At 36.6% G+C, this 23,947-nt stretch carries 19 protein-coding genes and 1 CRISPR repeat array; of the genes, 7 read left to right on the top strand and 12 right to left on the bottom strand.

Going from position 1 to position 23,947, the window contains the following annotated elements:
• Positions 1-285 precede the first annotated feature (285 nt).
• From cas3 to BC008_RS45775, 7 genes are all read right to left on the bottom strand, one after another.
• On the bottom strand, positions 286-2,424 hold the full coding sequence (gene cas3 / locus BC008_RS22715) for a CRISPR-associated helicase Cas3' (RefSeq protein ID WP_027845261.1): 2,139 nt from the start codon (positions 2,422-2,424) through the stop codon (positions 286-288).
• 264 nt (positions 2,425-2,688) lie between these two features.
• The gene (locus tag BC008_RS45780) at positions 2,689-3,306 is read right to left on the bottom strand and encodes a DEAD/DEAH box helicase (RefSeq protein WP_063800802.1); all 618 of its coding nucleotides are present in this window, start codon (positions 3,304-3,306) and stop codon (positions 2,689-2,691) included.
• Positions 3,303-5,453 (bottom strand): TIGR03986 family type III CRISPR-associated RAMP protein, encoded by a 2,151-nt coding sequence (locus BC008_RS22700; protein ID WP_058183856.1) that lies wholly within the window; start codon positions 5,451-5,453, stop codon positions 3,303-3,305. Before BC008_RS22700 ends, BC008_RS45780 begins: the two co-directional genes overlap by 4 nt.
• Positions 5,450-6,022, bottom strand: a complete 573-nt coding sequence (gene csx19 / locus BC008_RS22695; protein ID WP_027845260.1) for a type III-D CRISPR-associated protein Csx19 — start codon at positions 6,020-6,022, stop codon at positions 5,450-5,452. Before csx19 ends, BC008_RS22700 begins: the two co-directional genes overlap by 4 nt.
• Entirely contained in the window at positions 6,019-7,188 is a 1,170-nt protein-coding gene (locus BC008_RS22690; RefSeq protein ID WP_058183855.1) for an RAMP superfamily CRISPR-associated protein, read from the bottom strand. The genes csx19 and BC008_RS22690 overlap by 4 nt, the downstream gene beginning before the upstream one ends.
• 110 nt (positions 7,189-7,298) lie before the next feature.
• Positions 7,299-8,726, bottom strand: a complete 1,428-nt coding sequence (locus tag BC008_RS22685) for a Cas10/Cmr2 second palm domain-containing protein (RefSeq protein WP_058183854.1) — start codon at positions 8,724-8,726, stop codon at positions 7,299-7,301.
• Positions 8,723-10,015, bottom strand: coding sequence for a PDDEXK family nuclease (locus BC008_RS45775; RefSeq protein ID WP_063800801.1), 1,293 nt, complete (start codon positions 10,013-10,015; stop codon positions 8,723-8,725). Before BC008_RS45775 ends, BC008_RS22685 begins: the two co-directional genes overlap by 4 nt.
• A 150-nt stretch (positions 10,016-10,165) precedes the next feature.
• Between BC008_RS45775 and BC008_RS22675 the strand changes: the two genes are divergently transcribed.
• Together BC008_RS22675 and BC008_RS22670 are read left to right on the top strand one after the other, a co-directional pair.
• On the top strand, positions 10,166-11,590 hold the full coding sequence (locus tag BC008_RS22675; protein WP_027845259.1) for a TIGR03985 family CRISPR-associated protein: 1,425 nt from the start codon (positions 10,166-10,168) through the stop codon (positions 11,588-11,590).
• A 192-nt stretch (positions 11,591-11,782) separates the two neighbouring features.
• Entirely contained in the window at positions 11,783-12,001 is a 219-nt protein-coding gene (locus tag BC008_RS22670; RefSeq protein ID WP_235595910.1) for a plasmid mobilization protein, read from the top strand.
• A gap of 226 nt (positions 12,002-12,227) precedes the next feature.
• Here BC008_RS22670 and BC008_RS22665 read toward each other — a convergent pair whose 3' ends face one another.
• The gene (locus tag BC008_RS22665) at positions 12,228-13,778 is read right to left on the bottom strand and encodes a hypothetical protein (protein ID WP_058183852.1); all 1,551 of its coding nucleotides are present in this window, start codon (positions 13,776-13,778) and stop codon (positions 12,228-12,230) included.
• 83 nt (positions 13,779-13,861) lie between these two features.
• On the opposite strand from BC008_RS22665, the gene BC008_RS22660 reads away from it, so the two are divergent.
• From BC008_RS22660 to BC008_RS22650, 3 genes are all read left to right on the top strand, one after another.
• The gene (locus BC008_RS22660) at positions 13,862-14,041 is read left to right on the top strand and encodes a hypothetical protein (protein WP_027846947.1); all 180 of its coding nucleotides are present in this window, start codon (positions 13,862-13,864) and stop codon (positions 14,039-14,041) included.
• Between the two features lie 101 nt (positions 14,042-14,142).
• Positions 14,143-15,787: direct repeats of the CRISPR family, unit length 37 nt; unit sequence GTTTCAATCCCGCAAGCGGGATTCGTAAGATTTCAAG.
• Between the two features lie 337 nt (positions 15,788-16,124).
• Positions 16,125-17,090: a DNA polymerase III subunit delta' gene (locus BC008_RS22655; RefSeq protein WP_036268759.1), complete on the top strand. Its 966-nt coding sequence runs from the start codon at positions 16,125-16,127 to the stop codon at positions 17,088-17,090.
• Positions 17,091-17,393: 303 nt separating this feature from the next.
• Positions 17,394-19,061 carry a sensor histidine kinase gene (locus tag BC008_RS22650; protein ID WP_027846677.1) on the top strand — a complete coding sequence of 556 codons (1,668 nt, stop codon included), beginning with the start codon at positions 17,394-17,396 and terminating at the stop codon, positions 19,059-19,061.
• Between the two features lie 320 nt (positions 19,062-19,381).
• On the opposite strand, the gene BC008_RS50685 is transcribed toward BC008_RS22650, so the two are convergent.
• Both BC008_RS50685 and BC008_RS22645 read right to left on the bottom strand, forming a co-directional pair.
• Positions 19,382-19,534 (bottom strand): hypothetical protein, encoded by a 153-nt coding sequence (locus BC008_RS50685; RefSeq protein ID WP_201026156.1) that lies wholly within the window; start codon positions 19,532-19,534, stop codon positions 19,382-19,384.
• Positions 19,535-20,079: 545 nt separating this feature from the next.
• The gene (locus BC008_RS22645; protein ID WP_027844420.1) at positions 20,080-20,589 is read right to left on the bottom strand and encodes a pentapeptide repeat-containing protein; all 510 of its coding nucleotides are present in this window, start codon (positions 20,587-20,589) and stop codon (positions 20,080-20,082) included.
• Between the two features lie 15 nt (positions 20,590-20,604).
• Here BC008_RS22645 and BC008_RS22640 point away from each other — a divergent pair, with 15 nt between their 5' ends.
• Complete coding sequence (locus tag BC008_RS22640) at positions 20,605-21,210, top strand: YraN family protein (RefSeq protein WP_027844421.1); 606 nt, start codon at positions 20,605-20,607, stop codon at positions 21,208-21,210.
• Between the two features lie 89 nt (positions 21,211-21,299).
• Here the strand turns inward: BC008_RS22640 and BC008_RS22635 are convergent, their stop codons facing one another.
• Entirely contained in the window at positions 21,300-21,689 is a 390-nt protein-coding gene (locus BC008_RS22635) for a hypothetical protein (RefSeq protein ID WP_027844422.1), read from the bottom strand.
• Positions 21,690-21,930: 241 nt separating this feature from the next.
• Between BC008_RS22635 and queA the strand changes: the two genes are divergently transcribed.
• Positions 21,931-23,076 (top strand): tRNA preQ1(34) S-adenosylmethionine ribosyltransferase-isomerase QueA, encoded by a 1,146-nt coding sequence (gene queA, locus BC008_RS22630; RefSeq protein WP_027844423.1) that lies wholly within the window; start codon positions 21,931-21,933, stop codon positions 23,074-23,076.
• 28 nt (positions 23,077-23,104) lie between these two features.
• On the opposite strand, the gene BC008_RS22625 is transcribed toward queA, so the two are convergent.
• Positions 23,105-23,899 (bottom strand): potassium channel family protein, encoded by a 795-nt coding sequence (locus tag BC008_RS22625; protein WP_027844424.1) that lies wholly within the window; start codon positions 23,897-23,899, stop codon positions 23,105-23,107.
• Positions 23,900-23,947: the final 48 nt, after the last annotated feature.

Raw genomic sequence — 23,947 nt, 5'->3', positions numbered from 1 at the left:
TCAATTTTGGCAGACCTCAAAAATAGCATCATTTCAGCCACTCTTATTGAAACAAATTATCACTTAATCCAATAACCAAAACGCTGTAACTATTTAATTGTCAAGGTTCCGGCGATTTTGGCAGAACCCCCCAGGTTTTGACCCCCGCTTCGATTTGCCAAACATCAATCTAATAACACAATAATGCTTTAGCTAAGAAAAGTCCAGACTACTGCAATAAAAATATACTTTTACATCAAAACTATCGTAAGTATAATGCAGGAGATTAAACAGATGGTATTAATATTAAATTAATTGTACCGCTCTTTGGTCGCATAACCTTAAAGCTCTAACAACCAACGAATAAAGCTGTAAGAACTCAATTTCATCAGTACCAAATGCATTCAAATCTAACTCTTTTAGTTTGTAAATATTTTTACTTAAGTTAGCTTCCTGTAAAAGTAAAGTATCGGGTAAAAATCGCGTCATAAATTTCCAACTATCAGCAATAACCTGTTGTGAGTCACTACATAATTCGATTGGTTTTAATTTAGCGACATTTTCACTTGTAAACCCATGACTCCAAGCAGAATGATGACGACCAGCAGACATCATTACCACATAACAAAAGTATTTAATCTGTTCCTTATCTTCTGTAAAATGCTCTTTGAGTAAAGGTATCAAAGATTTTTTTAAAATTTCTCGTGTCAGAAAAGCACTTTCAACTGCATGATTGGGACGTTTATTTTTCTTTTCAAACTCTTTCAAAGCAGCTTTTTGCTTATCATCACTGGGATTGTAATCAGTATGCGCTAATAAATATTTGTGGGGATTTTTACCTTTAAAATCTCGATATGCAATGTCTTGCCATCCTCTCATAACCTGTTGCCATTTTACCTGTAACTTCCCTAAATCATGGGTAAATATTGCTAAAAATACTAGAATTTCAAACAAAGCTTCTGTCTGATTGATTTCTGCTTCAGGTAAAATTTTGGTTTTGATAAAATTACCACCAGCTACTAATAACTCATCTCTAACGCTATTGTAAGTAACTTCAACAGAATCACCATTTTGTAAAATTTTAGTAGTAAAAACTTTTCGCCAACATTTCCACATACAACCTAAATGAGCAATGTATGTATCCATGCGATAGCGATATTCATTAGAAATTAGTTTATCCTGTTTTGGTGGTGATTTAAATCCATTTCCGATGATATTGACCCCGATTTGTAAACCAATTTCCTCATCATAGGAAATGTAACGAGGATTTACCAATATTCGATAACAACCAAGTAAAAAATTACGGTTTGCTATTTTACTTAGAACTGGTTGAGCATAGGTTTGAGATTTATCTTTGGGTGTTTCAATTCGTTTAAAAATCCAATCGTCACCAAAACCTAAACTCTCCTTAAAATCTCGCAAAGCTTTACATAACGTGGAAATGGGAACAGAAAAAGGAATTAACTTTTGAATATCGATTTCAGAATCATCATCAAAATCAATCAAAGCTGATTCTTCCCAAGTAAAAACATTACGATTGTCTACATGACGAATTAGATCCCTTGCGGAAGATTCATCACCTCTAAATACAGCAGCTTCATATTTACTTTCAAACTCAACCCGATTGTTATCTATACGTTTGAGATTAAGTAAATCTTCCTGAGAATGAACCTGATTAATCCATTCTTCCTCGGTTCTGAAACCAACATGATAATTTATATTTTCTGATATACCATTTGCTTGTAAATTTGTATGAGCTTCTAAAACTTCCCAAGTCAACTCGCAAATCTCTTTTTTATAAGGTAAAAATTTTTCTTTCGGTTTTTCTATATTTTCAGGGTTCTCATTTTCTTTTTCTGTCTCTTTCTCAATAGAAGCATCTAACGAAGAATCTTTCCATTCATATAAATCAGTATCAGCTAACTCATGATTATCTTGACTTACTTCTACTTTTCTATATATCAAAACTTCACCAACTTCTCCCGTAAATCTCGCGCAACGTCCAGCACGTTGTAATAGAGAGTTCATTGGAGCGAGTTGAGTATGTAAAACTTGACAAGTAATATTAATTCCCGCTTCGATTACCTGAGTAGAAATTAAGATTTCACAAGTACTATTATCTTGTTCAGACCAATTTCGAGCGAACTTTTCTCTTAAATAAGTTTCTTTTTGAGCGCGGTGTTCTGGTAGAAAGCGAGAATGAAGCAAAGTTATATTAATCTGACGATCTGAATCTAAAATTTGCTGTAAGTTCTGCAAATCGCGGTAAATTCCTTGAGCTTGGGAAACCGTATTACAAATAATAATGACACGCTGACGTTGTTGTTTATAAATATCATTCCAAATAGTTTGTGCTTTGAGAGGTTCAGATACAGCGCGAAATAATCTTTTTCGATTACCTTCAATAGCTTTTAAATCATTTTCTTCAATTCTAATAATTTTCATGAGGAATAATTCCCATCGGACGATTTTAGATTATGATTGGGAGCATCCCAAATGTGTAAAAACATATTTTGTCATTGCGAGCGTAATGAAATGGACTGAAGCAATCACAAAGTCTAGATGTTGCGATTGCTTTCTCCTAAACGGAGACGCTGCGCTAACACTTCGCTACGCTTCATATGCGCTTCGCGCACGCTGCGCTAACGCAATGACAATCTATATTTTGGTAAATTTGCAAAATTGGGATGCTCCCTTATGATTTTTCAATTATCTATTCTCAATAATTTCTTTAATTTGCACAGCTAATTCATCAGTTAAGGTTGCTGTCATTAATAAAAATGGTGAAATTCCTTTAATTTGCTGCAATAATTTTAAAACCGTAGTAAAAGACCGTTCTGGGTCGAGTAAATGCAACTCATCAAACACCAAATAAGAAGCAAAAACGACTCCAGCATTCACATTCCCAGAACCACGACCGACAGAATAAGGAATATTTAAAAAACTACTCAACAACTGGTCAATGGTACAAAAAATGATATCACCCTCAAAACGCGGGTCTTCGGGATTTTCTCCCGTTTGTAAACTCACAACTAAAGGACGAGATAAAGAATAAAAATTTTCCCAGTTTCTAACTAACATTTCAACACGTTGACGCAAACTATTTGCAAGGGTACGTAAAGGTACAACGTAAATTAGTTTATTGGGAAAATCGAGATTGAGAGTTTTTGCGAAGATAAAGGGTGCGATCGCGGTTTCAGTTTTTCCCGAACCAGTGGGTGCGCGGAGGATGGTATCTTGACGGTTGAGGATGCGTTCAATTGTTTGGGTTTGGAAGTTGTAGGGGTGATGGGTGGTAAGGGTTTCAAAGAGATGGGGGATATTCATTTTTTAGGTCGTTTTGGTCTTTGGATCGCACGATTATAATTATTCCCATCATCATAATTAGAACCACTGATACTATTGCGAGAGTTATTTTGTTTATTAATTTTATTGTCACGCTTTACTTGCAATGGAGTTGGTAGAATTGGGCGTTTAGCATACTCATTTGTTCCTTTTTTATTTCGTTTCAATCGACCAATACAAGGTTCCTGGTCGCGTGAAATTTCCATGTAGCGACTATAGTTTTCACATATACCTTCCCTACTCAACATTGTGAGTAGAGACTTGATACGCGGTAAATCTTTTAACTTTTGAACATTAGGGTTAATGCATTTTAGAACGTAGTCTTCAAAAGCTTGCGTGCATTTATTCCAGATTCTTCTTTGTGAGTCTAATTCATTAGCTTCAGCCCAATTATTTCCTATAAGTAAATTTTGATATCTTTTTTGACGATTGCTTAACCATAATTCTTGATTTATAATCCTGATTGCTCCCATTCCTAAAGGTTTACCCATCCCTAAAGATAGGCGATAATCTCCATTACCAGCAATATCTAATATCCAAAGTAAACTTCCTAATTCTGCAGCGCTTAAATTTTCAAAGTTTATAGTAAAATCAAAAGATATATCGGATTTTATAGGCTTAATTTCAGTATATTGAAGAGGTGAATTATTAATATTTTCTTTGTTATTTTCCTTGATTTGACTTAGTTTAACTTCTCCTTTATGCCAATATAATTTATGACCGCGAATCACAGTTTCATTTCGCTCACTAGCGTAATGTTTTAATTTTATTTGTTCTTCACTATTTTGAACTAAATAATGTTGAAATGTTGTCGGCTTAGGACTGGCTAATATCTTAGGAGTGATAGATTTGGTTTTCTCACCAGTTAACCAAATATCTTCATCAGTAGTATTATGACATTTAGCATCACTAAAAAATACTCTTCCAGCTTGCTCTTTCCCTTTCTTATTACGCTGAATAAAGCCAAAAATAGCTTCAGTAATATCTACTTTTAGCTGTTGAGTTGTAGAATTATATAAATTGTCAGGAATAAATTTTTTGATTGACTGCTTGTAAGGCAGACGAAACATCATTGTATGACCGAAGAATACTAACTTATCATCTTCTAATAAATAAAATACGGGATGCATTGGTTTTAACACACCATCTTTACCCAAAAGTTCGATTTGCTTTTTTGTAATTTGTTCTTTATACTCTTGAATCATGGAATAATCAGAATTATCAGGAATCGGTATTAGTTTTGCATCTTCATCAGGTAAACCAAATACACATTCCATCTTTTTCTTATCTGATATTCCTCCGGTTTCTACCAATACTCCAGAAGATATATTTTGACGATGTCTATTCAGTGGAGTAGCTTTTGCATAGTATAAGTCAATATATCCTCCTCTACATGAATGCCATGCTAAAGGTTCAACAGATACAGAGACTCGGCGAGTATGTTTAATATTGTGCCAAGAACGCTTTACTAATTTATCGATTTCTTTAATTTCAATTCTTGCAAATGATGCTCCTGAAACTAATTCTTTAGCAGGTCTAATCGACCATCCAGAACCTTTTTTCGTTGGAATTAAATAACCTGCTTGCATCAAGAATTTATATCGATGTTGAGAATCTTCATTGTTTTGTGTTTCTACTTTTTGCAGAAGGCGATCGCGATAAAATGTACCTAAAGATGTTGTATCTGCAAAAGCTCGATAAATGAGTTGTCTATCTGCAACTTGGTCTATCTTGCTATAACTAATAATTTCTATCAAATTACGTATCATTCCCCTAATACTACTTCCAGGAATCGTTGGATGAGAACGATCTGGGTAATTGTAAAATGGAGCGAGTATTTTTCGTTTTTCTTTTTCCCATTGTTTTTTTTCTTCTTCTGTTAATTTTTCATCAGCTTTACCTTCATACTTAGCAAAATTAGATGGAGTCCATCCACAGCGAATATAAAGGGGAGAAGATGTTGTCAGGGTACAGTTAATTTGTCCTGTATGACGCTGAGAATCATAAATATTATGTGGTGGAAGTGGTAACTGTGCTGGTACAACTTTGTCAGGTAACTCCACAAAATTATAAGGAGCAACAGCAATACGTTCAGATTCACTAATTTCTTTAATATGTCTAGGATTCATGCTTTAATTTCCTTTGCGTACAAATCGACCAAACGACTAAGATAAATATATGCAACCCCAGAATCATCATCGTAATCAATATAATGATGTACTCTAAGACGAACTGAATTTTTGAGTTTTCTCTCTTTTTCTTCTTCAATATTTATTAAAGGTACAGCATGTTCTAGTCCTTGCTTTCCATGACGAAGTAAAGTAAAACCTTCTTGTCTGACTTCTTTAACATGGGTTCCCCAAAGAATTTGATGTTCTGGAATATATTCTTTCTTATCTATATGCTCGTCGTTAATTAGACGTGCTTTAAAACCTTCATCGGTTCTCCAAAGCATTACTTCTGATTTTTCCCCAAATATTCGACATTGTTGTAATGTCAATTGACGTAGTTTAGGGAATTGAGAAAATACAGTATCTGCTGTTATCAAACTTCCATTGTGGAATTTACCCCAAATTACTCCATCTTCAGCATGTGCTAATAAAAAGCGTAATTGGAATTTACTCCCTTGTTCTTCACACCATTCTTTCGGTTGAAAATCATTTGGAACTTCCACAGGGTCGCATTTTCGTTTATTCAAGCACTTACCTCCTGATGTAGAGCAGCAACAAATTTTTCTAATTCTTCTAACTTTGCTAAATCTTCACCACCATCTACAGTCAAAGATTTATTTTTTGAATCTTGTGAAATTTCCCAGGTTTTATTGTCAAAATTAATCGTCGCGTGTTTTCCTTGTAATCTTCCCCGTCCGATGCTGCTCGTTCCACCCACGGGTAAGTCGCTAGTCCACAAATCTTTGAGTAATAACAGTAGTAACCCGATTTCCGAATCTTTTGGTTGACGCAATTCAAGTTTGATGACTAACCTTGTTTCGTCGTTTCCAAAAATAGGTTGCTCGTCAAACAAAGCTCCATATAAAGCACCACCGGTAAATCTATTGATCGCAATCCGATTTTGAACTAAATCTGTTGTGTTATTGATTTCAGCTTCATCGACAATTAAACGACTTGCTTTTGCTTGTTTTGTATTTTCGTCACTAAAACCAAATATCTCATTAATAATATTGGTATTTTGATTTTGATCTTGATTTTGATTTTGATTTATATTCTGTTTGAGAGTATTGATTATCCTTTCTCCACGATGTCGCAATACTCCAGCTAAACTGGTACCGGGTAATATTGGTTTTAAATCATCACTACCACTACGTTTAGATTTGAGATGTACGACATCGGGTGCTCGATCGCTCGATGCTTGTCCGGAGCGAATTAAGAGGGGACTTGCAAGACTGAACACTCCTATGATGGTAATACGATGTCTTTTATCTTGTTTGTCTTCCTCATTTAAAGAGACACCCAAAGCATTCGATTTAAGCTTCACTCCTAACTTTGCTTCTAATACTTTTGTAATTGGTGCATACTTTTGTTTAGAAGAAGGAGGAATAACTGCATAATGTCCCCGTTCATCGCGCAGAATAAGATCACTTAATAAGGTAATTGTAAAATCTTCGTGTTCGGTACGAATATCGGGACTTTCAACCTCGTTCCAATTTTCATGAGCAGTAATGTCTGTGATTCTCGTATGTCCATAACCCGCACTTTGAGAACCACCCAACCATAAATCAGATGATTTTTGGAGCAATTCTAGTAAGTGTGGATCTATTTCCTCACATACAATTACAGCTTGAAAAGTTTGTCCCGAATCAATCGCATCATAGCGAAAAATTTCGCCTGAACCTGTTTTACCCAAACGTCCTTTAGTGCGATTATTGCGTCGGTTATGAATATTTATTCTTCGTTGTTCCTTGTAGGATATAACATCTTCATCTTCTTGTGTCCAAAATCCCTCACCAATAAACTTTATTTTTTATCTTTATAAAATTGTGTTAATACTTGCGTGAAACCTTCCCAAGTACGCCATTCATTAGCATTTTGCTGTAGACGTAAAGGACGCATATTTAAATTACCAGAATTTTCTTGATATTCTCGCTGGCGAATATCTTTAATTGTACCAATTAAACCACTTGCAGCTAAATGCCAATCGAGGGCTGAAAATCCTTCAGGTTCAAGTTCTCGTTCATTTTTAACAAATTTCTTTGCTTCCTGACATAAAACCTCACTAATACTATAAGCACGCGCAAAAGGATAATGAGTTTTTACAACACAAATACCCGCACAAGCTGTTAATTTAATTCCATCAGCTACGGGTTGTTTTTCTAACTCTTGCAGATACAAAGCTGCTAATTCTAAACCTAATCTTCCTTCGCAAACAAAAGTAGTATCATCACCACCATAAATTAAAGGACGAAATGGAAGATTATTTCTTTTTAGAGAAAACTTTGCTTGTTTTCCTACAACCTGACCTTCTGAAAGTGAGTTAATAATGGTTTTAATTACTGCGATTAAAGCATTTTCTCCCGCTTTTTTAATACTTTGGGAAAATTTACGCATCGCTATAATATAATCGCGATTTTCTCGACCTTCTCCATAATTTTGAAATCGTTTACCCATACCATTTCCATCAGCATGAATCACAGCAGCATAACTTGATTCACCTTCAGAACGACCTAAGTTATCGGTACGATAGGGAAATTGATAGAAATTAAAATGATAACCAGAAGTAGACTTATAATCAGACTTATAGTTACATTTAGAATTAATTACCCTAGCTAAAAGCTTTTCTAGTTTTTCATTAGCTTTAGGTGCAGCAATTAACTTATGTTTAGTTTCTGTAGATATTAAGTAACTCTTTTCCTGCTCGTCGTCATCATATCTAATATATTTATCGCTACTAGCTACAGCAGGTAATAAATTTGAATTACATGTTGCAGTAACTCCTAAACCTAATAGAGGTACAGAAAGACTTCGCTCATGCTTTTGACGTTCTATTCGATCTGTAATTAACTCTTTAACTAATTGATATAATTTTTTCTCCCCATACCAATCAAACTCACAATTAGCAATTAATAAATTAAGTCCTGCGGCTTCTAATAATACTCTTTTACTAAGGATTTTGCTAAATTTGCTTGCAGCCTTTTTTTCTTTGAATATCAGTAAAGCATTACCACCATCCCCATAGACTAACTCAGCATCATAATTACTATTTTCAATTGGTTCTGTTTGCTTATCTTCAGGTATGTTTAATTCTTTTTCTAAAGTTTCCCGTACCCATTTTCCCGTAGCAGCAGAAACTAAATAAGAAGCTCCAATATTTTCTCGCAAGCGGTTACTACTAAATATATAATTTTGAATCCCTGTTGTATCGATAAATATTACTGTATAACTCATTTTGTAACCTCGCGGTCAACATCAGCAATCCATTTAGTAAATTTTTCCGATAATTTAGTTAAATCTTGGCGTCTAAATACTCGAATTTTGTCATCATTTGTAGAAGCCAAAATCTCAGCTTTGAGGGTTTCATCATCGGAACAACAAACCAAAGCAATTCTAGCCTCATCTCCTCCCATTTGTCTCGCTCTGAGATATGCTTCAAATAATTTCGATTTACATAGTGGTCGTTTACTAGTAGTTGTACAAGAAATAGCAAAAAGCCGATAGCTGCGGGTAAATGCAACATCAAATTGAAACCCTTTTTCAGTACCACTAAGAGGTATATTAAAATCTTGTCCCCAGTGGTAAATAGAATTATCTTTTGCAATCTTTATAACCTGTTCCAATACATAATCTTCTAGCCATTCCCCATCAAGCCATTTACAAAATTTTTCAATTTCTGTAAATAAGTTTAATATTTTAACTGCTGATAAATTTAGCCGATTGTCATCTGTTAAAAAATCTTCTTCTTTAAATGCTGCAATGATTTTCGGTGGTAATTTTTCTAAAGGTATCAGTAATTTTTTCAAGGTATCTTGACCTTTCCACTCTCCCCAAGTACCATTCCTTTTTTTCTTCCGAGCTTCTTTGCAAAAAACATTGACATACCAATCAAACCAACGATCTGCTTGGTCTTTTTGTTTAAATAATTCGGCTAGTGCTACAGCTAATTTTGGCAATTTAGCTTGTTTTTTCGGCTTTTTACTTAACACCAAACCATGTAGCTGAAATAGTTTTTCCAGTTTTACTGGTAAAGTATCAGGCTTAATTTTTAAACGAATGCGCTCGGAATCTTCTTTATCTATGCAGACTTCTAATCTACGAGAGTCGAGATAACTGAAAATAGCATCAGGACAATTAGCAAAAGCTGTTTTATAACTATGTACAGCCATTGCTTTTGTTCCACCCGTGTAATTCAATCCTATTTTTCCACGATTGATTTCGCCTAATTCGTCCCTAATTTTTGTTTGAATGTGGAATGCATCCGATTCATATTCACCAAGGGAACATAGTTTTGCTGTAAAACGATTTAACTCGCTATTCAGTATCTTTTGCAGTCGTGTAGCGGATTTTGCGGTATCCGTTGTATGTACCAAATATGCGATTCCACCTTCCTTCAACAACAACTTAGCCGCAACATAATTGGGTAAAGGATTCTCCCCAATCAGCAAGAATAAATGGTCAACTTTATAAGCTTCAAACTTATCAACTTCAAACTTATCGGCTTCAAACTCAGATGTACTCACGCTGTAAATGCATCCATTTTCAAGATAACCTTAACCAGTATTACATAGCATTGGAAATACCCTTTTCCGAATAGCTGCTAATCTTGAAAACATCAACAAAACTCAACACTCAAAAACTAAACACTTAAAAAATTAACATTCAAAACAATTATGAACGCTCTCTTTAAAGACAATCCAGATTGTAAACTTTTACAAAAACTCGCAAATGGCTCCCTCGATCAACACCACAACCTAACCCGTGCAATTCGGTTATGGGTGCTGTTACGCTGGCTATACAGCGACAGGGGTTACACTATTATTCCTAGCGATTTTACTTACACTGATTGGCGTAAAGCCTTTTTTACCGAAACCCATAAGGATGAAAAACAAGCAGATATTCTCAACCATCAAGATGTTAATTGTGCTTGCACTAAAACAATTAAAAAATGGCTGTTAGATTTGGAAGTACCCCTCAACGAATGGGGAAACTTTCTGCAAACAGAAATATCCATTTCTAGATCTGAACTAGAAAAGCTTTTAGAACAAAGATTATTTGCTCAGGTTCGTAAGTCTTTACAGAGTGACTTTGATTTATTGGTCAGTCGTAATTATCTGCAAAGGGTAGAACATACCACTGGTAGGAGCAAATATTATCATCGAGTTGAAGAGTTACCACATCTAACAAAAGCCCAAGTAACCATAAAAACAACTCCTAAAGTAAATCTAAGTAGCAGGAAACAAGCTTATTTAGCAGATACTTTAGGTTTATTTAGTTTTCTCGATCCTAATTTACCGGTACTTGCTGAAGAGTTTTCTGCAGACGAAATAGATGAAACTAATCATCGTATATTTCTTTATGTTGATTATGTTGTTCCCGAATCTAGTTCAACACAAGATGAGGTAGATCAAATTCAGAGTCAGCTACAGGAAATTTGGGATTCGGGAGAAATTCCACCTTTACTTTTGACCTATCATAGCGCCCATCAAAATCAAGTTAAAGAATGTATTATTTACCCGGTTTGTATTTATTTTATGGAACGGGCAAAATATTTATGTGCTTACGGTAATACTCCCAAGGGTGATATTAATTGGTACAAATATCGCTTGGATCGCATTCTTTCCCAACGTATAGAAATCCTAGATTGGCAAGATATCCGGGTTCCTCAAATATTAAGAGAAATCCATGAGAATAATCAACTACCTACTCCTAAAGTCGTCAATACTAAATTAAAAGAAGCTTGGGGATGTGACTTTTATAAAGATAAGGCATTAATGATATTGCGTTTCGACCGAGATTTCCATCAAAGTTATGTTGATGGTGTAAGCATTCACGATACTTTTACTAAAATTAGTTACGATGAAACATTTAAGTTAGTCGAACAAAATCTGATTCATCGAGAACATCAACAAGTAGTTTTAAATATTCTCCAATCTCGACCGAGTACCGATGCTTACTATCGAGTGAACTATCGAGTTACTGATTATTACGTTATTAGGTGGTTACGGGCTTTAGGTTCAAAGGTTGAGGTTTTACTTCCCTGGAGTTTGCGTCAGGATATGGTTCGTGAGATTCAAAGTCTTTTGAATTTATATTAGTTTTGAGCTGTTTTGCGATCGGGATTTTTAAGGTTTCAAGGTTAATTTGAATTTTAAAAGAAAGAGTTAAATCAAGGTTTCAATCCCGCAAGCGGGATTCGTAAGGTTTCAAGTTGAATATTGGGTGAACTAACGTGTTGTGAAATGTTTACCCAAGAGCTAATATTTATTAGCTATGAGTTAGGGATAAATATGAAAGAATCACGGTTGTCAATTCGTGTAAGTTCTGAAGAGTTGGAGTTTATTAAGAAATCTGCAGCGGACGCAGGAATGACATTAGCAGATTATTGCTTGTCAGCGATAAGGGATAAGCAAGGATTCAAACCAGAAGCTTACGATAATATAAGTCTTCATCAGAGGATTAAAGTTTTAGAAGAAAAATTTGAAATTTTAAGTAAGCAACTTGGTTGAAAGTAATGCTAATGAGTTTGATGTAATAATTCCCCAAATAGAAGATATCTATCCGGGGAATTGTAATTTAGGTTGTAGGCTTACTTATATTTGTACAATTTTTGATAAGCCTGAAAATCTTTGAAGCCTCTAACGTAGAGTTATTTGACCTGATGTTTCAATCCCGTGAGCAGGATTGGTAAGGTTTCAAGGTTTGAGCCACTCTCCGCACTAAAGTGACGGAGATTCAGGCATGGCTTTCTGACTTGTCGTCCTTAATGACTATCTGGTCAGAAGCTAGCACTTGGATGGATAACCGCTCTGAGGAGTTGTAACACTTCCTACTTTCAACGACGCGCCCTGACGGACGAACAGGCTCGCTTACTCGGTTCGCGGTTTGTTGATATTGCTTCCATGCATCCATCAAGAGCGGCTCCGCTCTCGGATACTCAGACTGGGCATCCAGCAATGAAAGCTTATCGTCACAAACATGTCTACTCAAAAATGCAGAGAATAAATCGCGGTGCATCTCAAAGCCAGTAACGTCCCTATGAATTCGCATCGATAAAGTTTTCTTAATACGACTTCCATCTAGGTGCGTTTGAGATAACGCGGTTTTTTGAGTAGAAAATTCTAGAAATGACCCGTTAGCATTTTCGGCTTTACGTTTCAATTCTGACTGAAAAAATCCTGGAGACTTGGCAGATATTGCCTTACCATAACGTTTCTGCCAACCCTTAATACTTACCTTTTCGGTTTTAATTTGGTTGCCATGTCGTAGTATCTCGTTAACCAACCTACGATTTTGAAACTTTGCATAACTGGCTTTACGTCGTTCTAGTTCGGCTTTCTTCCTCGCAGCTTTACGGTAATTACTAGACTTAATCCACTGACGTCTACCTTTTTTAACTTTCCCTTTCTTGCGAACAACCTTATTGCCAACTTTCTTGTCAAAGTTAGGTTCAAAATTATCAGGATTGTTGATACGTTGAGAGCGTTGCATCTTACGTTGCAAGGCTTGTATCTCCCGTTGATAAGTAGGCACTTTGTCAGCAAAAGGTAGCAGACCGGATTGATTGTCGGCGACAAAAGCAACGTTGGATATGTTCACATCAAGCCCCACAGTACCTTTAATACTGTAGTTCTGTGGTTTTTGATAAGGCGTGCCTTTATTTATTAGTTGGATGTACCAACGTTTTTTGCCGTTAAGGTTGCGCCACAACAGACGACAATATTTAACCGGTGAATTTACTCCATGAACCATTACTGGATTATTCCAATCAATAATCGGCTCAATGGTTAAACCACACCAAACAACTTTGTCCTTAAGCCAGCGCAGACCTTGCTTGTTTGACTTCCTTTCAACAGACTTAAAACGAGAAGAAACCTTAAACCGTGCATGTTTAGCTTGTCCAAACAATATTTTTTCAACAGCCTTAAATGCTCTTGTCGCAAGTTTCTGCTGAGTATTTGAATCAACATTTTTAGCTATCCAAACGCTAGACTTAGCCGTAATAGTTGCAAAACTATGCAAATCGTACTCGCTAAATCTATATTGCTCTCTAGCTTTTTTAAATAAATCCTTCCGTTGTTTTTTCTGCTTTTGTCTGTTTAATCTTTTAGCTTGTTGATATGGCTCCGACTTACGCACCAACTCCATACGAATTAACGCTTCATTCAAGCAAGCATTTAAAAGTTGTCTGCCAGCCTGAAACCTTGCATCAAGATTACTTCCTAGTTTGCTGTCTACTTTTAAGGGGATTTCCGTTATGAATGATGGTGTTGTAGCCTTAGCCATTTGTATCACCTGCGGCGACGCTGCGCTAACGACCTCCAAATGTATGTTATATGTATGTTAACGAACTACTACAATAAAAGTCAATGCCTTTTCAGAAAAATAACAAACTTGGTGCAAAAAAAATATTAAGCCGACCTCTGGACAAACAGATAATCGGCTTTAGAGGTTATGAAGGGCAGAAAGAAAAACTCAAGCTAGTCCCAAACTGGCAAGAAAAATTGAGGTTGTATGTTGACCAATTAATCGTAGAGAATGGCAGTTAAAACTGCCCGTGTCGCTTTTCCACCCTGCCTTAAAAGAGCAGGGCTACCAAGCTCCCAAACTATTTACGTGTGTGTGGAAGTAATCCCAACCGCAGGTTAACGTTTCAATCCCGCGAGCAGGATTCGTAATGTTTCAAGCGTCTTTAATCCCAATTTCACTATGACGGTGTTCTAGTTTCAATCCCGCGAGCAGGATTCGTAATGTTTCAAGCCTGCAAGGCGGTTGATCCAAGGTGTGATTCGTGATGTTTCAATCCCGCAAGCGGGATTCGTAAGATTTCAAGGTTATTGCGCCAAACGTATGAATTCCCGTTGTAATTGTTTCAATCCCGCAAGCGGGATTCGTAAGATTTCAAGCAAGGAAAAGTTGTCCGATATTTCGCCAGAAGAGTTTCAATCCCGCAAGCGGGATTCGTAAGATTTCAAGCTTGCTGATGGTATTTGGGTGCTTAATATTAACGACGTTTCAATCCCGCAAGCGGGATTCGTAAGATTTCAAGTTTTGCCTTGGAAAAGCAATTCCAACTGAAATAATGTTTCAATCCCGCAAGCGGGATTCGTAAGATTTCAAGGGAAACTGTTGCCAGACGGAAAAAAGCGATTTGGTGTTTCAATCCCGCAAGCGGGATTCGTAAGATTTCAAGCTTGTATCTGGACGAAAGAATAGACTCCCTGATGGTTTCAATCCCGCAAGCGGGATTCGTAAGATTTCAAGGTTGCGGAATTGGGGGATAACTATTCACAGTTTGCTGTTTCAATCCCGCAAGCGGGATTCGTAAGATTTCAAGAAGAGATTTATTCCGAGAGGTGAAATCCACCAAAACGTGTTTCAATCCCGCAAGCGGGATTCGTAAGATTTCAAGATAGTTTCATCATTGGTGGGGGCGTCTTGCCAAACGGTTTCAATCCCGCAAGCGGGATTCGTAAGATTTCAAGAAAGAAATATTCAAGCAATTATCCGCATATTTTCCACGTTTCAATCCCGCAAGCGGGATTCGTAAGATTTCAAGCTAACGCTATTAGTGGTGTAATTGCAGGGTTTGAATTGTTTCAATCCCGCAAGCGGGATTCGTAAGATTTCAAGCTCTTTTGATATTCAATGTAGTGCAGATCAATTTAGGTTTCAATCCCGCAAGCGGGATTCGTAAGATTTCAAGCTAGGAAATTAGCAATATTTTATTGTATTTTGTGATTCAAATGTTTCAATCCCGCAAGCGGGATTCGTAAGATTTCAAGGATAACGAGACAACCACCCCGGAAAAAGAAGAATTTGTTTCAATCCCGCAAGCGGGATTCGTAAGATTTCAAGTAAAATCACTCAAATCAGCAAGCGCCTTACTCAAATTGTTTCAATCCCGCAAGCGGGATTCGTAAGATTTCAAGATTACAAAATTCTAGAAAAATAATGTGGATAATTAAGTTTCAATCCCGCAAGCGGGATTCGTAAGATTTCAAGATAGTAATTTTTAAAGTACTCAATTTTGCTACTGTCGTTTCAATCCCGCAAGCGGGATTCGTAAGATTTCAAGCTAATTTAGATAAACTTTGTGTTCAGCTAGCAAGGAGTTTCAATCCCGCAAGCGGGATTCGTAAGATTTCAAGCGCTAAGGTGGCGACCTCCGAGCCGGTACACAATGTTTCAATCCCGCAAGCGGGATTCGTAAGATTTCAAGAGAACTAACTCTGGCGTAGATGATACTAACCCTGTTGTTTCAATCCCGCAAGCGGGATTCGTAAGATTTCAAGTCCGCCGCCCAAAACCCTTACAGAGCAAGGATTCCACAATCAATTTTGGCAGACCTCAAAAATAGCATCATTTCAGCCACTCTTATTGAAACAAATTATCATTTAATCCAATAACCAAAACGCTGTAACTATTTAATTGTCAAGGTTCCGGCGATTTTGGCAGAACCCCCCAGGTTTTGACCCCCGCTTCGGTTTGCCAAACATCAAGCTAATGTCAATATCATACTGGAAAGTAATTCCTTCTGTCGAGCATTTAAATAATAAAGTACAATGCGATCGCGCAGCAACTTTAATATAAAGTCTCCCATTATCTGCCTTTATCATCAATAAAAATGAGATGACATCGTCCACCCCATTTAGCTCCCTGATCGGACAACCACAAGCAATTGAATTACTCACACAAGCCGTAATGCAAAACCGAATCGCCCCGGCTTATTTGTTTGCGGGTGCGGATGGAGTGGGAAGAAGTTTAGCTGCAAGGGGCTTTATTGAATTGATATTTACCCATACCCTGACAGAACGAGCTTCCAGACCCGATGCGATCAAAATTATTCAAACCAAATTACAAAAAGGTAATCACCCAGATGTTTTGTGGGTAGAACCAACCTACCAACACCAAGGACAGCTATTAACACCAACCCAAGCTGCAGAAAAAGGACTCAAACGCAAAGCACCACCTGCAATTCGTCTCGAACAAGTCCGAGCAATTACCGAGTTTCTCGGACGTCCACCCCTGGAAGCCTCAAGGAATATAGTAGTACTAGAACAAGCTGAAACAATGGCGGAAGCTGCAGCAAATGCTTTACTTAAAACCTTGGAGGAACCGGGAAAAGCAACCTTAATTTTAATTGCACCTTCACCAGATTCAATTCTTTCAACTTTAGTATCGCGCTGTCAAAAAATTTCCTTCGTCCGTTTAAATACAGACGCGATGGCTGAAGTACTCAAAAAAACCGGAAATCAAGAAATTTTACAATATCCAACCATATTAAATGTTGCAGCTGGTAGTCCCGGTGAGGCGATAAACTCCTACCAACAATTACAAACAATCCCTTCCGAATTACTGCAAATTGTTAGTCAACCTCCCAAAACCTATCGTAACGCCCTAGAGTTAGCCAAAAAAGTAGATAAAGAATTAGATACCGAAGCCCAATTATGGTTAGCTGACTACCTACAGCAAACTTATTGGAATCATCTACGTCAAGCAAATGTCGTCCAAGAGCTAGAAAAAGCGAAGAAAGCTTTACGTTGTTATGCTCAACCGCGCCTTGTTTGGGAATGTACTTTTTTGTCTTTAGTTTAATTTGACCGAAAGAAGATATATTTGACTGGAAGAAAATATATTTTAAGAGAGAACAGGGAATAGGAAACAGTAAATACAGGGAATTAAAGCTTTTTGTTAAGAAACTGGGTGCCTATAATTCCTAATTTTTTGTGTTATCTAACACCGAATTTATACTTGCTAAAAATTTCATATATCTGTATATAAATTCATTTGCAACCGTAATTTTACTTGATTTATTTGAACTATTACAAAAATACTTTTAAGTGTAGTCTATTAACTATTTTTGGAATTATAACTGATTAAAGATTGTTTTTTTAAAAGATGTTTAATTGGTTTTCATCTCAAAACTTTAATACGCAGCTATCCAAAAAAATTACACTGTGGATATTTTGTAGTCTTTTGATTATTGAGACTATTATCTTTATTCCCTCATACCTCAATCGCCAAAAATTAATCCTGACCGATCTACAGCGAATTTCTCAAACTGCAGTTAAGGTAGCTTTTTCAGAAACAGCATCTATCAATTCAAATATTGCGAATAAATTGTTAACAAATCTTCAGCAGGAATCTATCATCAGCGGGGGAAAAATTTATCGAGAAGATGGGAAAGTTTTAGCTGCAATCGGGGATAACCCGAATATAAACTTCCAAATATTAAAGCAAGAAAAAAAATCCCGTTTATCGCCAAAATCCTCTCAGGGAGGTTACGACACTGCAATTTATTTTGCTCAAAACGAGCAACCTTTATGGATTGTACTGCGTTATGATGGCATACCAATTCAAGATGAATTATCAGCTTACACCGTTAGAATTATTGGCTTAGTAATTTTAATTTCCATAGTTATTACCTTGGCTAGCATGTTTGTGATTAGCCGTATTTGTGTTCGACCAATCTTATATTTGCGTGATGACTTGTTAACTGCTGCAAAAGCTGTTCGTCAAGATAATCCCTACTCTAATTTTTATTCTATTAAAATGCGACGAAAAGATGAATTAGGTGAGGTGATTACTGCTTTTGAATCAATGTATAAACAAATTTGGCAAGAAATTTATCAACGCAAACAAGCTCATCAAGCAGAGCTTGAAGAAAGACAACGTTCTGAGGAATTAATTCAAACCTTGAAAAAATCTCGACGAACCCAAGCGCTACTAATTCAAAAAGAAACAGTAACTTTTATCGATCAAATTTATGCTGGCGTGGTTCATGAGATTAATAACCCAATTAATATCTTATATGCCAATGTTAAGCATATAGAAGATTACTTTAAAAATTTGTTAGAACTTGTAAATTTGTATAAAAATGAATTTACTGAATTACCTCAATACATAAAAGAATTTGAAGAAGATATTGATCTAAATTTTTATAGCAAAGATATTGAAAAAATAAATCTATCCTTCAAAAACTCGCTCCAGAGAATTATGAAATTAATGTTAGCTCTCAAAGTATTTTCTGGTTTTGAAGAATCTCAAACAAAAACTATAGATATTAACGAAACTATAGACAATATTTTAGTTTTAATGAGCTACCGTCTTGGAAAAAATTCCAAGCGTCCCAAAATTAAAGTAGTCAAAAATTATAAAGATATTCCCCATGTTGAATGTTATCCAGATTTATTGAATCAGGTATTTATGAATCTTCTCACTTATGGGATAGACATGCTAGATGATGTACCTAGCAAGGAAGACTTAGCAAAAGTGAATATGAATCCCGACAATTGGGATTGGTATCCTCAAATTTCAATCGAAACAAGTCTTAAATATTCTAAATTTGTTCAAATAAATATTAAAAATAATGGTTCCTGTTTATCAAAACTCCCACAAATAAAACAATTTGAAGAATTTTGTCATAACCAATCAATTACAGAAGAAATGGATATAGGGCTCTTAAGTAGTTATCAAATTATTTCTGAAAGACATGGTGGTTCTCTGAAAATTATCGCCAACCCCAATGAACCTTTTATCTTTGATATTAAATTACCAGTTAAATGATCGAAAATATCCCACCTTTGTCAATTACAGTTGAAAGTTAATCATCAACCGTTAAAAGCTTGGTGTGGGATAATTTCTTACTAGATATGGTTCTTTTGGTTCTGAAATATTTCTGAGGTTGAAAACTATTTGATTTGATAGTCATTTGAGTCTAAATTATTTAGACCAAGAAAAGTTTAGACTTGGGGAATTTTTAGCTTAGAATTAATTACCTGCAGTTATTAGCTTGCAAGCATGAGTCAGAAATTATGAACCAAAAATAAAGTGTTGAACAAAAATGTTTTATCTGAGTTTTTGGTGTGATTAATATTAGCTTTGTTCTAAAAAATACCAATTAATATTGCAGCAGTAAACAAACAAAAGGCTACAATTGAAATTGCGACAATGCTTTGATAAGGAGCGTGATTAATTTTGTCTAGATATTGATTTACTCTTTCGTCTCGCTCTTCAGGTTGCCAAACCATCTGTTTCATTGTTTTTGCCTCACTTTTGGAGAATATGCAAGAAGCTAACTAACTCCTTTCAAGGGCTATGATTAACCAAATAGCTTCGATTCTCAAACTTCGACACTTGCTCTAGCTGTAGAACTTTAACTTTACAGCTTTAGTTGATAAAAAGAGTTTGATTAGTCTTGCTTCTAATATTTATTCTAGCTAAATTAACTACATTATTAATTAAGAATTGTTCCCATTGTAATCAAGTTATATTTCTAGGATTTTACTTATGTAATCAAAAGTAAATATTTTTTCATGTATTATTTTTAATTTTGACTTTTGGTCGCCCTACAGGCGCGGTCTGTTTTAACTTTTAATACCAAATCCGATTTTTAAACCCCTTTATACTTTTTGGGATTTCCCCCCACACTTCCCACACCTCCCTCTCTCATTCTAAAAAGGGGAATTAACCCGGACTTAGTGTATATAACTTGCGCGTAGCACCATATCATTACTCCAAGGGCTTATCCCGTAGTAAAAAATAGGATAAGCCCTCTGATTGAGACATAATTCATCAAAGATGATTACGGGCACATCAAAGTATCCCGCGTATCGCGTCCTGTAATACTATTAGTACCTTTAGCTACCTTGCATAATTTTGCTTGAATGTCGCTACGTAAAAATACGTCAGTAAAATCAGCCCCGTCAATTGTCGCACCATCAAACATGGCGTTGGTTAGAAATGCTCCCTCTAGTAAAGCATTATTTAAATTTGTTTTTGTCAAACGGGTTGATTCTAAATCAGCAAATCTCAAATCAGCACCTGTCAAATCTACAGCAGCTAAATTTGCGGAAAAAAATCTAACCCCAACTAAATTACAGTGACTGAAGTTGCTATTGCGCAGATTAGCGTGATCGAAGCTCGAATCTGTTAAATCTTGATTGGAAAAATCTTCTCCAATCAAACTGCGATTGTTATAGTTAATTGCTAAAGCATTGGGAATAACACTGAACATTAAAGTGATGCACAGTACTCCCCCAAGTAATATGCCGATAATGCTTTGCCAAATTTGCTTACTTAACCAAGAATTCATCCTATTTTTTAGCCAATGAACCGTTTTTCATACAATAATTATCCCGATATTGGCGCTAAAGGAGAAGAGTTAGTTGCCAAATGGTTACAATCCACAGGGTGGATAATTTTGAACCAGCGGTGGAGCTGTCGCTGGGGAGAAATTGATATCGTTGCTCTGCAGCAGAAAGATGGGGAGGAAATAAAAATAAAATTAGAAGATTCAGAATTAGAATCAAAATCAGAACAGAATCAAAAAAATCGAGAATACCCCATCCATAAACTTGAGAATTTCAGAGCGAACCCTGATGACTCCGTATTAGCATTTGTGGAAGTCAAAACTCGCAGTCGAGGAAGTTGGGACGCGGGGGGAAGAAATGCAATCGACCGAAGAAAACAGGGTAAAATTTGGCGCACAGCCCAAATCTATTTAGCCCAAAATTCAAATCTAGCGGATCTTCCATGTCGATTTGATGTGGCTATTGTTAAATTTCAGCCAAAACCAAATCAGCATACAGTCAAAAAAATCATTGGGAAGGAAGTACTAGCCAGTTCGTCAACGCAAGAATATCAATTCAATTTAGAAGAATATATTCCAGGAGCATTTGATTTAAATATAGATGATATGAATGGTAACAAGTAACCAAAAACAGAAAACAATTCTGCTACTACCAATTACCAATTACCAGTCATCAATGATTCTCGTGCTACTACTTGTCAAAAGTGCTGGTATCATGCTAATGTCTCTGGGCAATATCCCAATCCTCGTACAAATTGCTGCCTGAATGCTTCAATTTCTTCTTTTTCTGGACTGCCGTGTGACACAACCGCCACTTGGTAACGACGCATTACATCAACAGGACATTGTCCTGTTTCTAAACTCCAAAGTGCCATTTGCACGCGCATTGGTGGCTCATAGGTAATTCCTAATTCATTTAAGAATGCCCTAAAATTGCGATCTTCATCGACCGAGATTTCACGTCTGAGCTTAATTCTAACCACCCAACCATCTATTTGATGAATAACAGTGATGAAAGCAACGGGTATCTCAGGTCTGGAATGCAAGAATTGAACTACCCTCAAAGAGAGACTGGCGTTAGCCAGGTAATACAAATATTCCATCTTGGTACTAGGGATCAAAGCCAATCCTACATTTATATATTCCTCAATCAACCCCATGAACCGGTAGGGTAAATGTCCCCGTTTTTTGATGGGGAGTTTTACCCAATTTTTATAATTGTATTTACGTGATACTTAATGGTATTAATCCGAAAATCTATGGATGCAACTAAGGGATAACCCGAGATAATGCATTGACGAAGAAAAGCTGAAGTACCCACTATTCCATAAAATTTTCAAATAAATGCAGCAACACACTCCTGATTTACTACGGGAAAACCACGAATTAGATTTTAATTTGCAAGGATATGATTACGAATTGCCGCCCGAATTCATTGCTCAAAATCCCGTAGTACCTAGAGATAGTTCAAAGTTATTACTAGTAAATACCCTGAGTGCAGAAGAGGAAAAAGCTAACGGACATTATATTTTCCGAGATCTGCCAGAAATATTGAAACCTGGCGATTTATTAGTCATGAATAATACCCAGGTTATCCCAGCAAGATTATACGGTCGCAAGTCTACCGGTGCGGAGGTGGAAGTCTTACTTTTACAAGAGCAACAATCTAATTGTTGGTTAGCTTTGGTTAAACCGGGGAAACGCTTTAAGCTAGGAACAAAAATTATTTTTACTACAGGTGGAAATCAACCGGAAAATGGAGGGGGAACTTTTCCTAATTCTTTAACAGCTAAAGTCCTCGAAACAGATGAAGCTACCGGAGGACGCTTGTTACAATTTGACCTACCTTCTGATGTTTCATTACTGCAATGTTTGGATAAGTTTGGTGAAGTTCCATTTCCTCCTTATATTACTGATACAAAAGCAGCCAGCGAGCAATATCAAACTGTTTATGCAAAAAATCCAGGGGCTGTAGCTGCACCAACTGCTGGATTACACTTTACACCAGAGCTTTTAGAAAAGTTATCGCAAAAAGGGATAGGTAGCTCCTTTGTTACTCTTCATGTTGGTGTGGGTACCTTTCGTCCGGTAGAGGTAGAGAATGTTACTACCCATAAAATGCATGAAGAATGGATTGATGTTCCTAGGGAAACAGTAGAGAAAATTCGTCAGACAAAAGCTGCTGGGGGTCGGGTAATCGCCGTGGGGACGACCGTCGCCCGTTCTTTGGAAGGTGCTGCAATTGGTGGTGAAATTCAACCATTCACGGGAAAAACTGATATCTTTATTTATCCGGGTTATAAGTGGCAGGCGATCGACGGTTTAATTACTAACTTTCACTTACCGCGTTCGAGTTTAATGATGATGGTTAGTGCTTTAATTGGTAGACAGAGATTACTAGATGTTTATCAAGAAGCGATCGCATTGAAATATCGTTTTTATTCCTTTGGTGATGCGATGTTGATTTTGCCGTACGTAAGTAAGGAATAAATAATAAAGACTAGGATAGTCAACTACCTCAACTCTGAATTTGATGATTCTGTTTTTGAGAAAAAATATCTTGACTATCTTGTTCTTGCTCAATTTTTTGTTGCACTGCGATCGCATCTTGATGCGCTCTTTCCCCTACTATACCAGCATCGCGGCTGTCCAATTCCGTTAAACCTGATTTGCGTCCATAAAGAATAAGTGAATCGCCCGGAGAAATACAGGTTGAAGCATGGGGTGCGCCAATATAAGTTTCGTCTTGTCGCTCGATACCCAAAATAACAATACCTTCGTCCCGCAAATGCAGTTCTTCAAGTCTTTTATTTGCGAGCCAATCCCCCGCTTTTACCTCCATTTCCATGACCTGATAATCACCCTTGAGGTGTAATAAGCTGGCATAATCTCGCACATCTAGATCGGTCCAACGCTTCAAAGCTACTCTTACCCAACGGGTTAAAAAGCGGTTAAAAGTATAGTTAGTCGCCACTATCCACAAAAATCCAATTCCAAGTAAAAGTAGCAATAAGCGAGGTAGCCATTCATCAAAACCAGCAGTGGAAATAAAAGTCAGTACTAAGGAAGAAATAACAGTGATAATACCGGCATTTCCAAAGAACATCAACCACATAATGATACGGCGTCGCACTGGATGGTTCATAACTTTTTCTGACTCATCAGTAGTGAAACCAGAACCAGTAAACGCCGAACGTGCTTGAAATGCAGCTGCAGGACGTGAGAGTCCGGTCAAAGCAAGCGCCTCGGTTGCAGTGCGAGTGATAAGTAGGGATAAGCTAATAGCGATAAGTACTGAAACCAAAGCAACCATGTTTTTTAGAAAGGAAGTCGTGAGGGGGAAGGCGATATCCGCATAAGT

This window comes from Mastigocoleus testarum BC008, assembly GCF_001456025.1.
GTDB classification, from domain to species: Bacteria; Cyanobacteriota; Cyanobacteriia; order Cyanobacteriales; family Nostocaceae; genus Mastigocoleus; species Mastigocoleus testarum.
This window is presented reverse-complemented; position numbering and strand designations above follow the sequence as displayed.

Bases quoted from the DNA above. Each gene is read 5' to 3' on its own strand.
- cas3 (WP_027845261.1), bottom strand. From the start codon at position 2,424: ATGAAAATTATTAGAATTGAAGAAAATGATTTAAAAGCTATTGAAGGT.
- BC008_RS45780 (WP_063800802.1), bottom strand. From the start codon at position 3,306: ATGAATATCCCCCATCTCTTTGAAACCCTTACCACCCATCACCCCTAC.
- BC008_RS22700 (WP_058183856.1), bottom strand. From the start codon at position 5,453: ATGAATCCTAGACATATTAAAGAAATTAGTGAATCTGAACGTATTGCT.
- BC008_RS22685 (WP_058183854.1), bottom strand. From the start codon at position 8,726: ATGAGTTATACAGTAATATTTATCGATACAACAGGGATTCAAAATTAT.
- BC008_RS22675 (WP_027845259.1), top strand. From the start codon at position 10,166: ATGAACGCTCTCTTTAAAGACAATCCAGATTGTAAACTTTTACAAAAA.
- BC008_RS22670 (WP_235595910.1), top strand. From the start codon at position 11,783: ATGAAAGAATCACGGTTGTCAATTCGTGTAAGTTCTGAAGAGTTGGAG.
- BC008_RS22665 (WP_058183852.1), bottom strand. From the start codon at position 13,778: ATGGCTAAGGCTACAACACCATCATTCATAACGGAAATCCCCTTAAAA.
- BC008_RS22660 (WP_027846947.1), top strand. From the start codon at position 13,862: ATGCCTTTTCAGAAAAATAACAAACTTGGTGCAAAAAAAATATTAAGC.
- BC008_RS22655 (WP_036268759.1), top strand. From the start codon at position 16,125: ATGACATCGTCCACCCCATTTAGCTCCCTGATCGGACAACCACAAGCA.
- BC008_RS22650 (WP_027846677.1), top strand. From the start codon at position 17,394: ATGTTTAATTGGTTTTCATCTCAAAACTTTAATACGCAGCTATCCAAA.
- BC008_RS50685 (WP_201026156.1), bottom strand. From the start codon at position 19,534: ATGAAACAGATGGTTTGGCAACCTGAAGAGCGAGACGAAAGAGTAAAT.
- BC008_RS22645 (WP_027844420.1), bottom strand. From the start codon at position 20,589: ATGAATTCTTGGTTAAGTAAGCAAATTTGGCAAAGCATTATCGGCATA.
- BC008_RS22640 (WP_027844421.1), top strand. From the start codon at position 20,605: ATGAACCGTTTTTCATACAATAATTATCCCGATATTGGCGCTAAAGGA.
- BC008_RS22635 (WP_027844422.1), bottom strand. From the start codon at position 21,689: ATGGAATATTTGTATTACCTGGCTAACGCCAGTCTCTCTTTGAGGGTA.
- queA (WP_027844423.1), top strand. From the start codon at position 21,931: ATGCAGCAACACACTCCTGATTTACTACGGGAAAACCACGAATTAGAT.
- BC008_RS22625 (WP_027844424.1), bottom strand. From the start codon at position 23,899: ATGGTTGCTTTGGTTTCAGTACTTATCGCTATTAGCTTATCCCTACTT.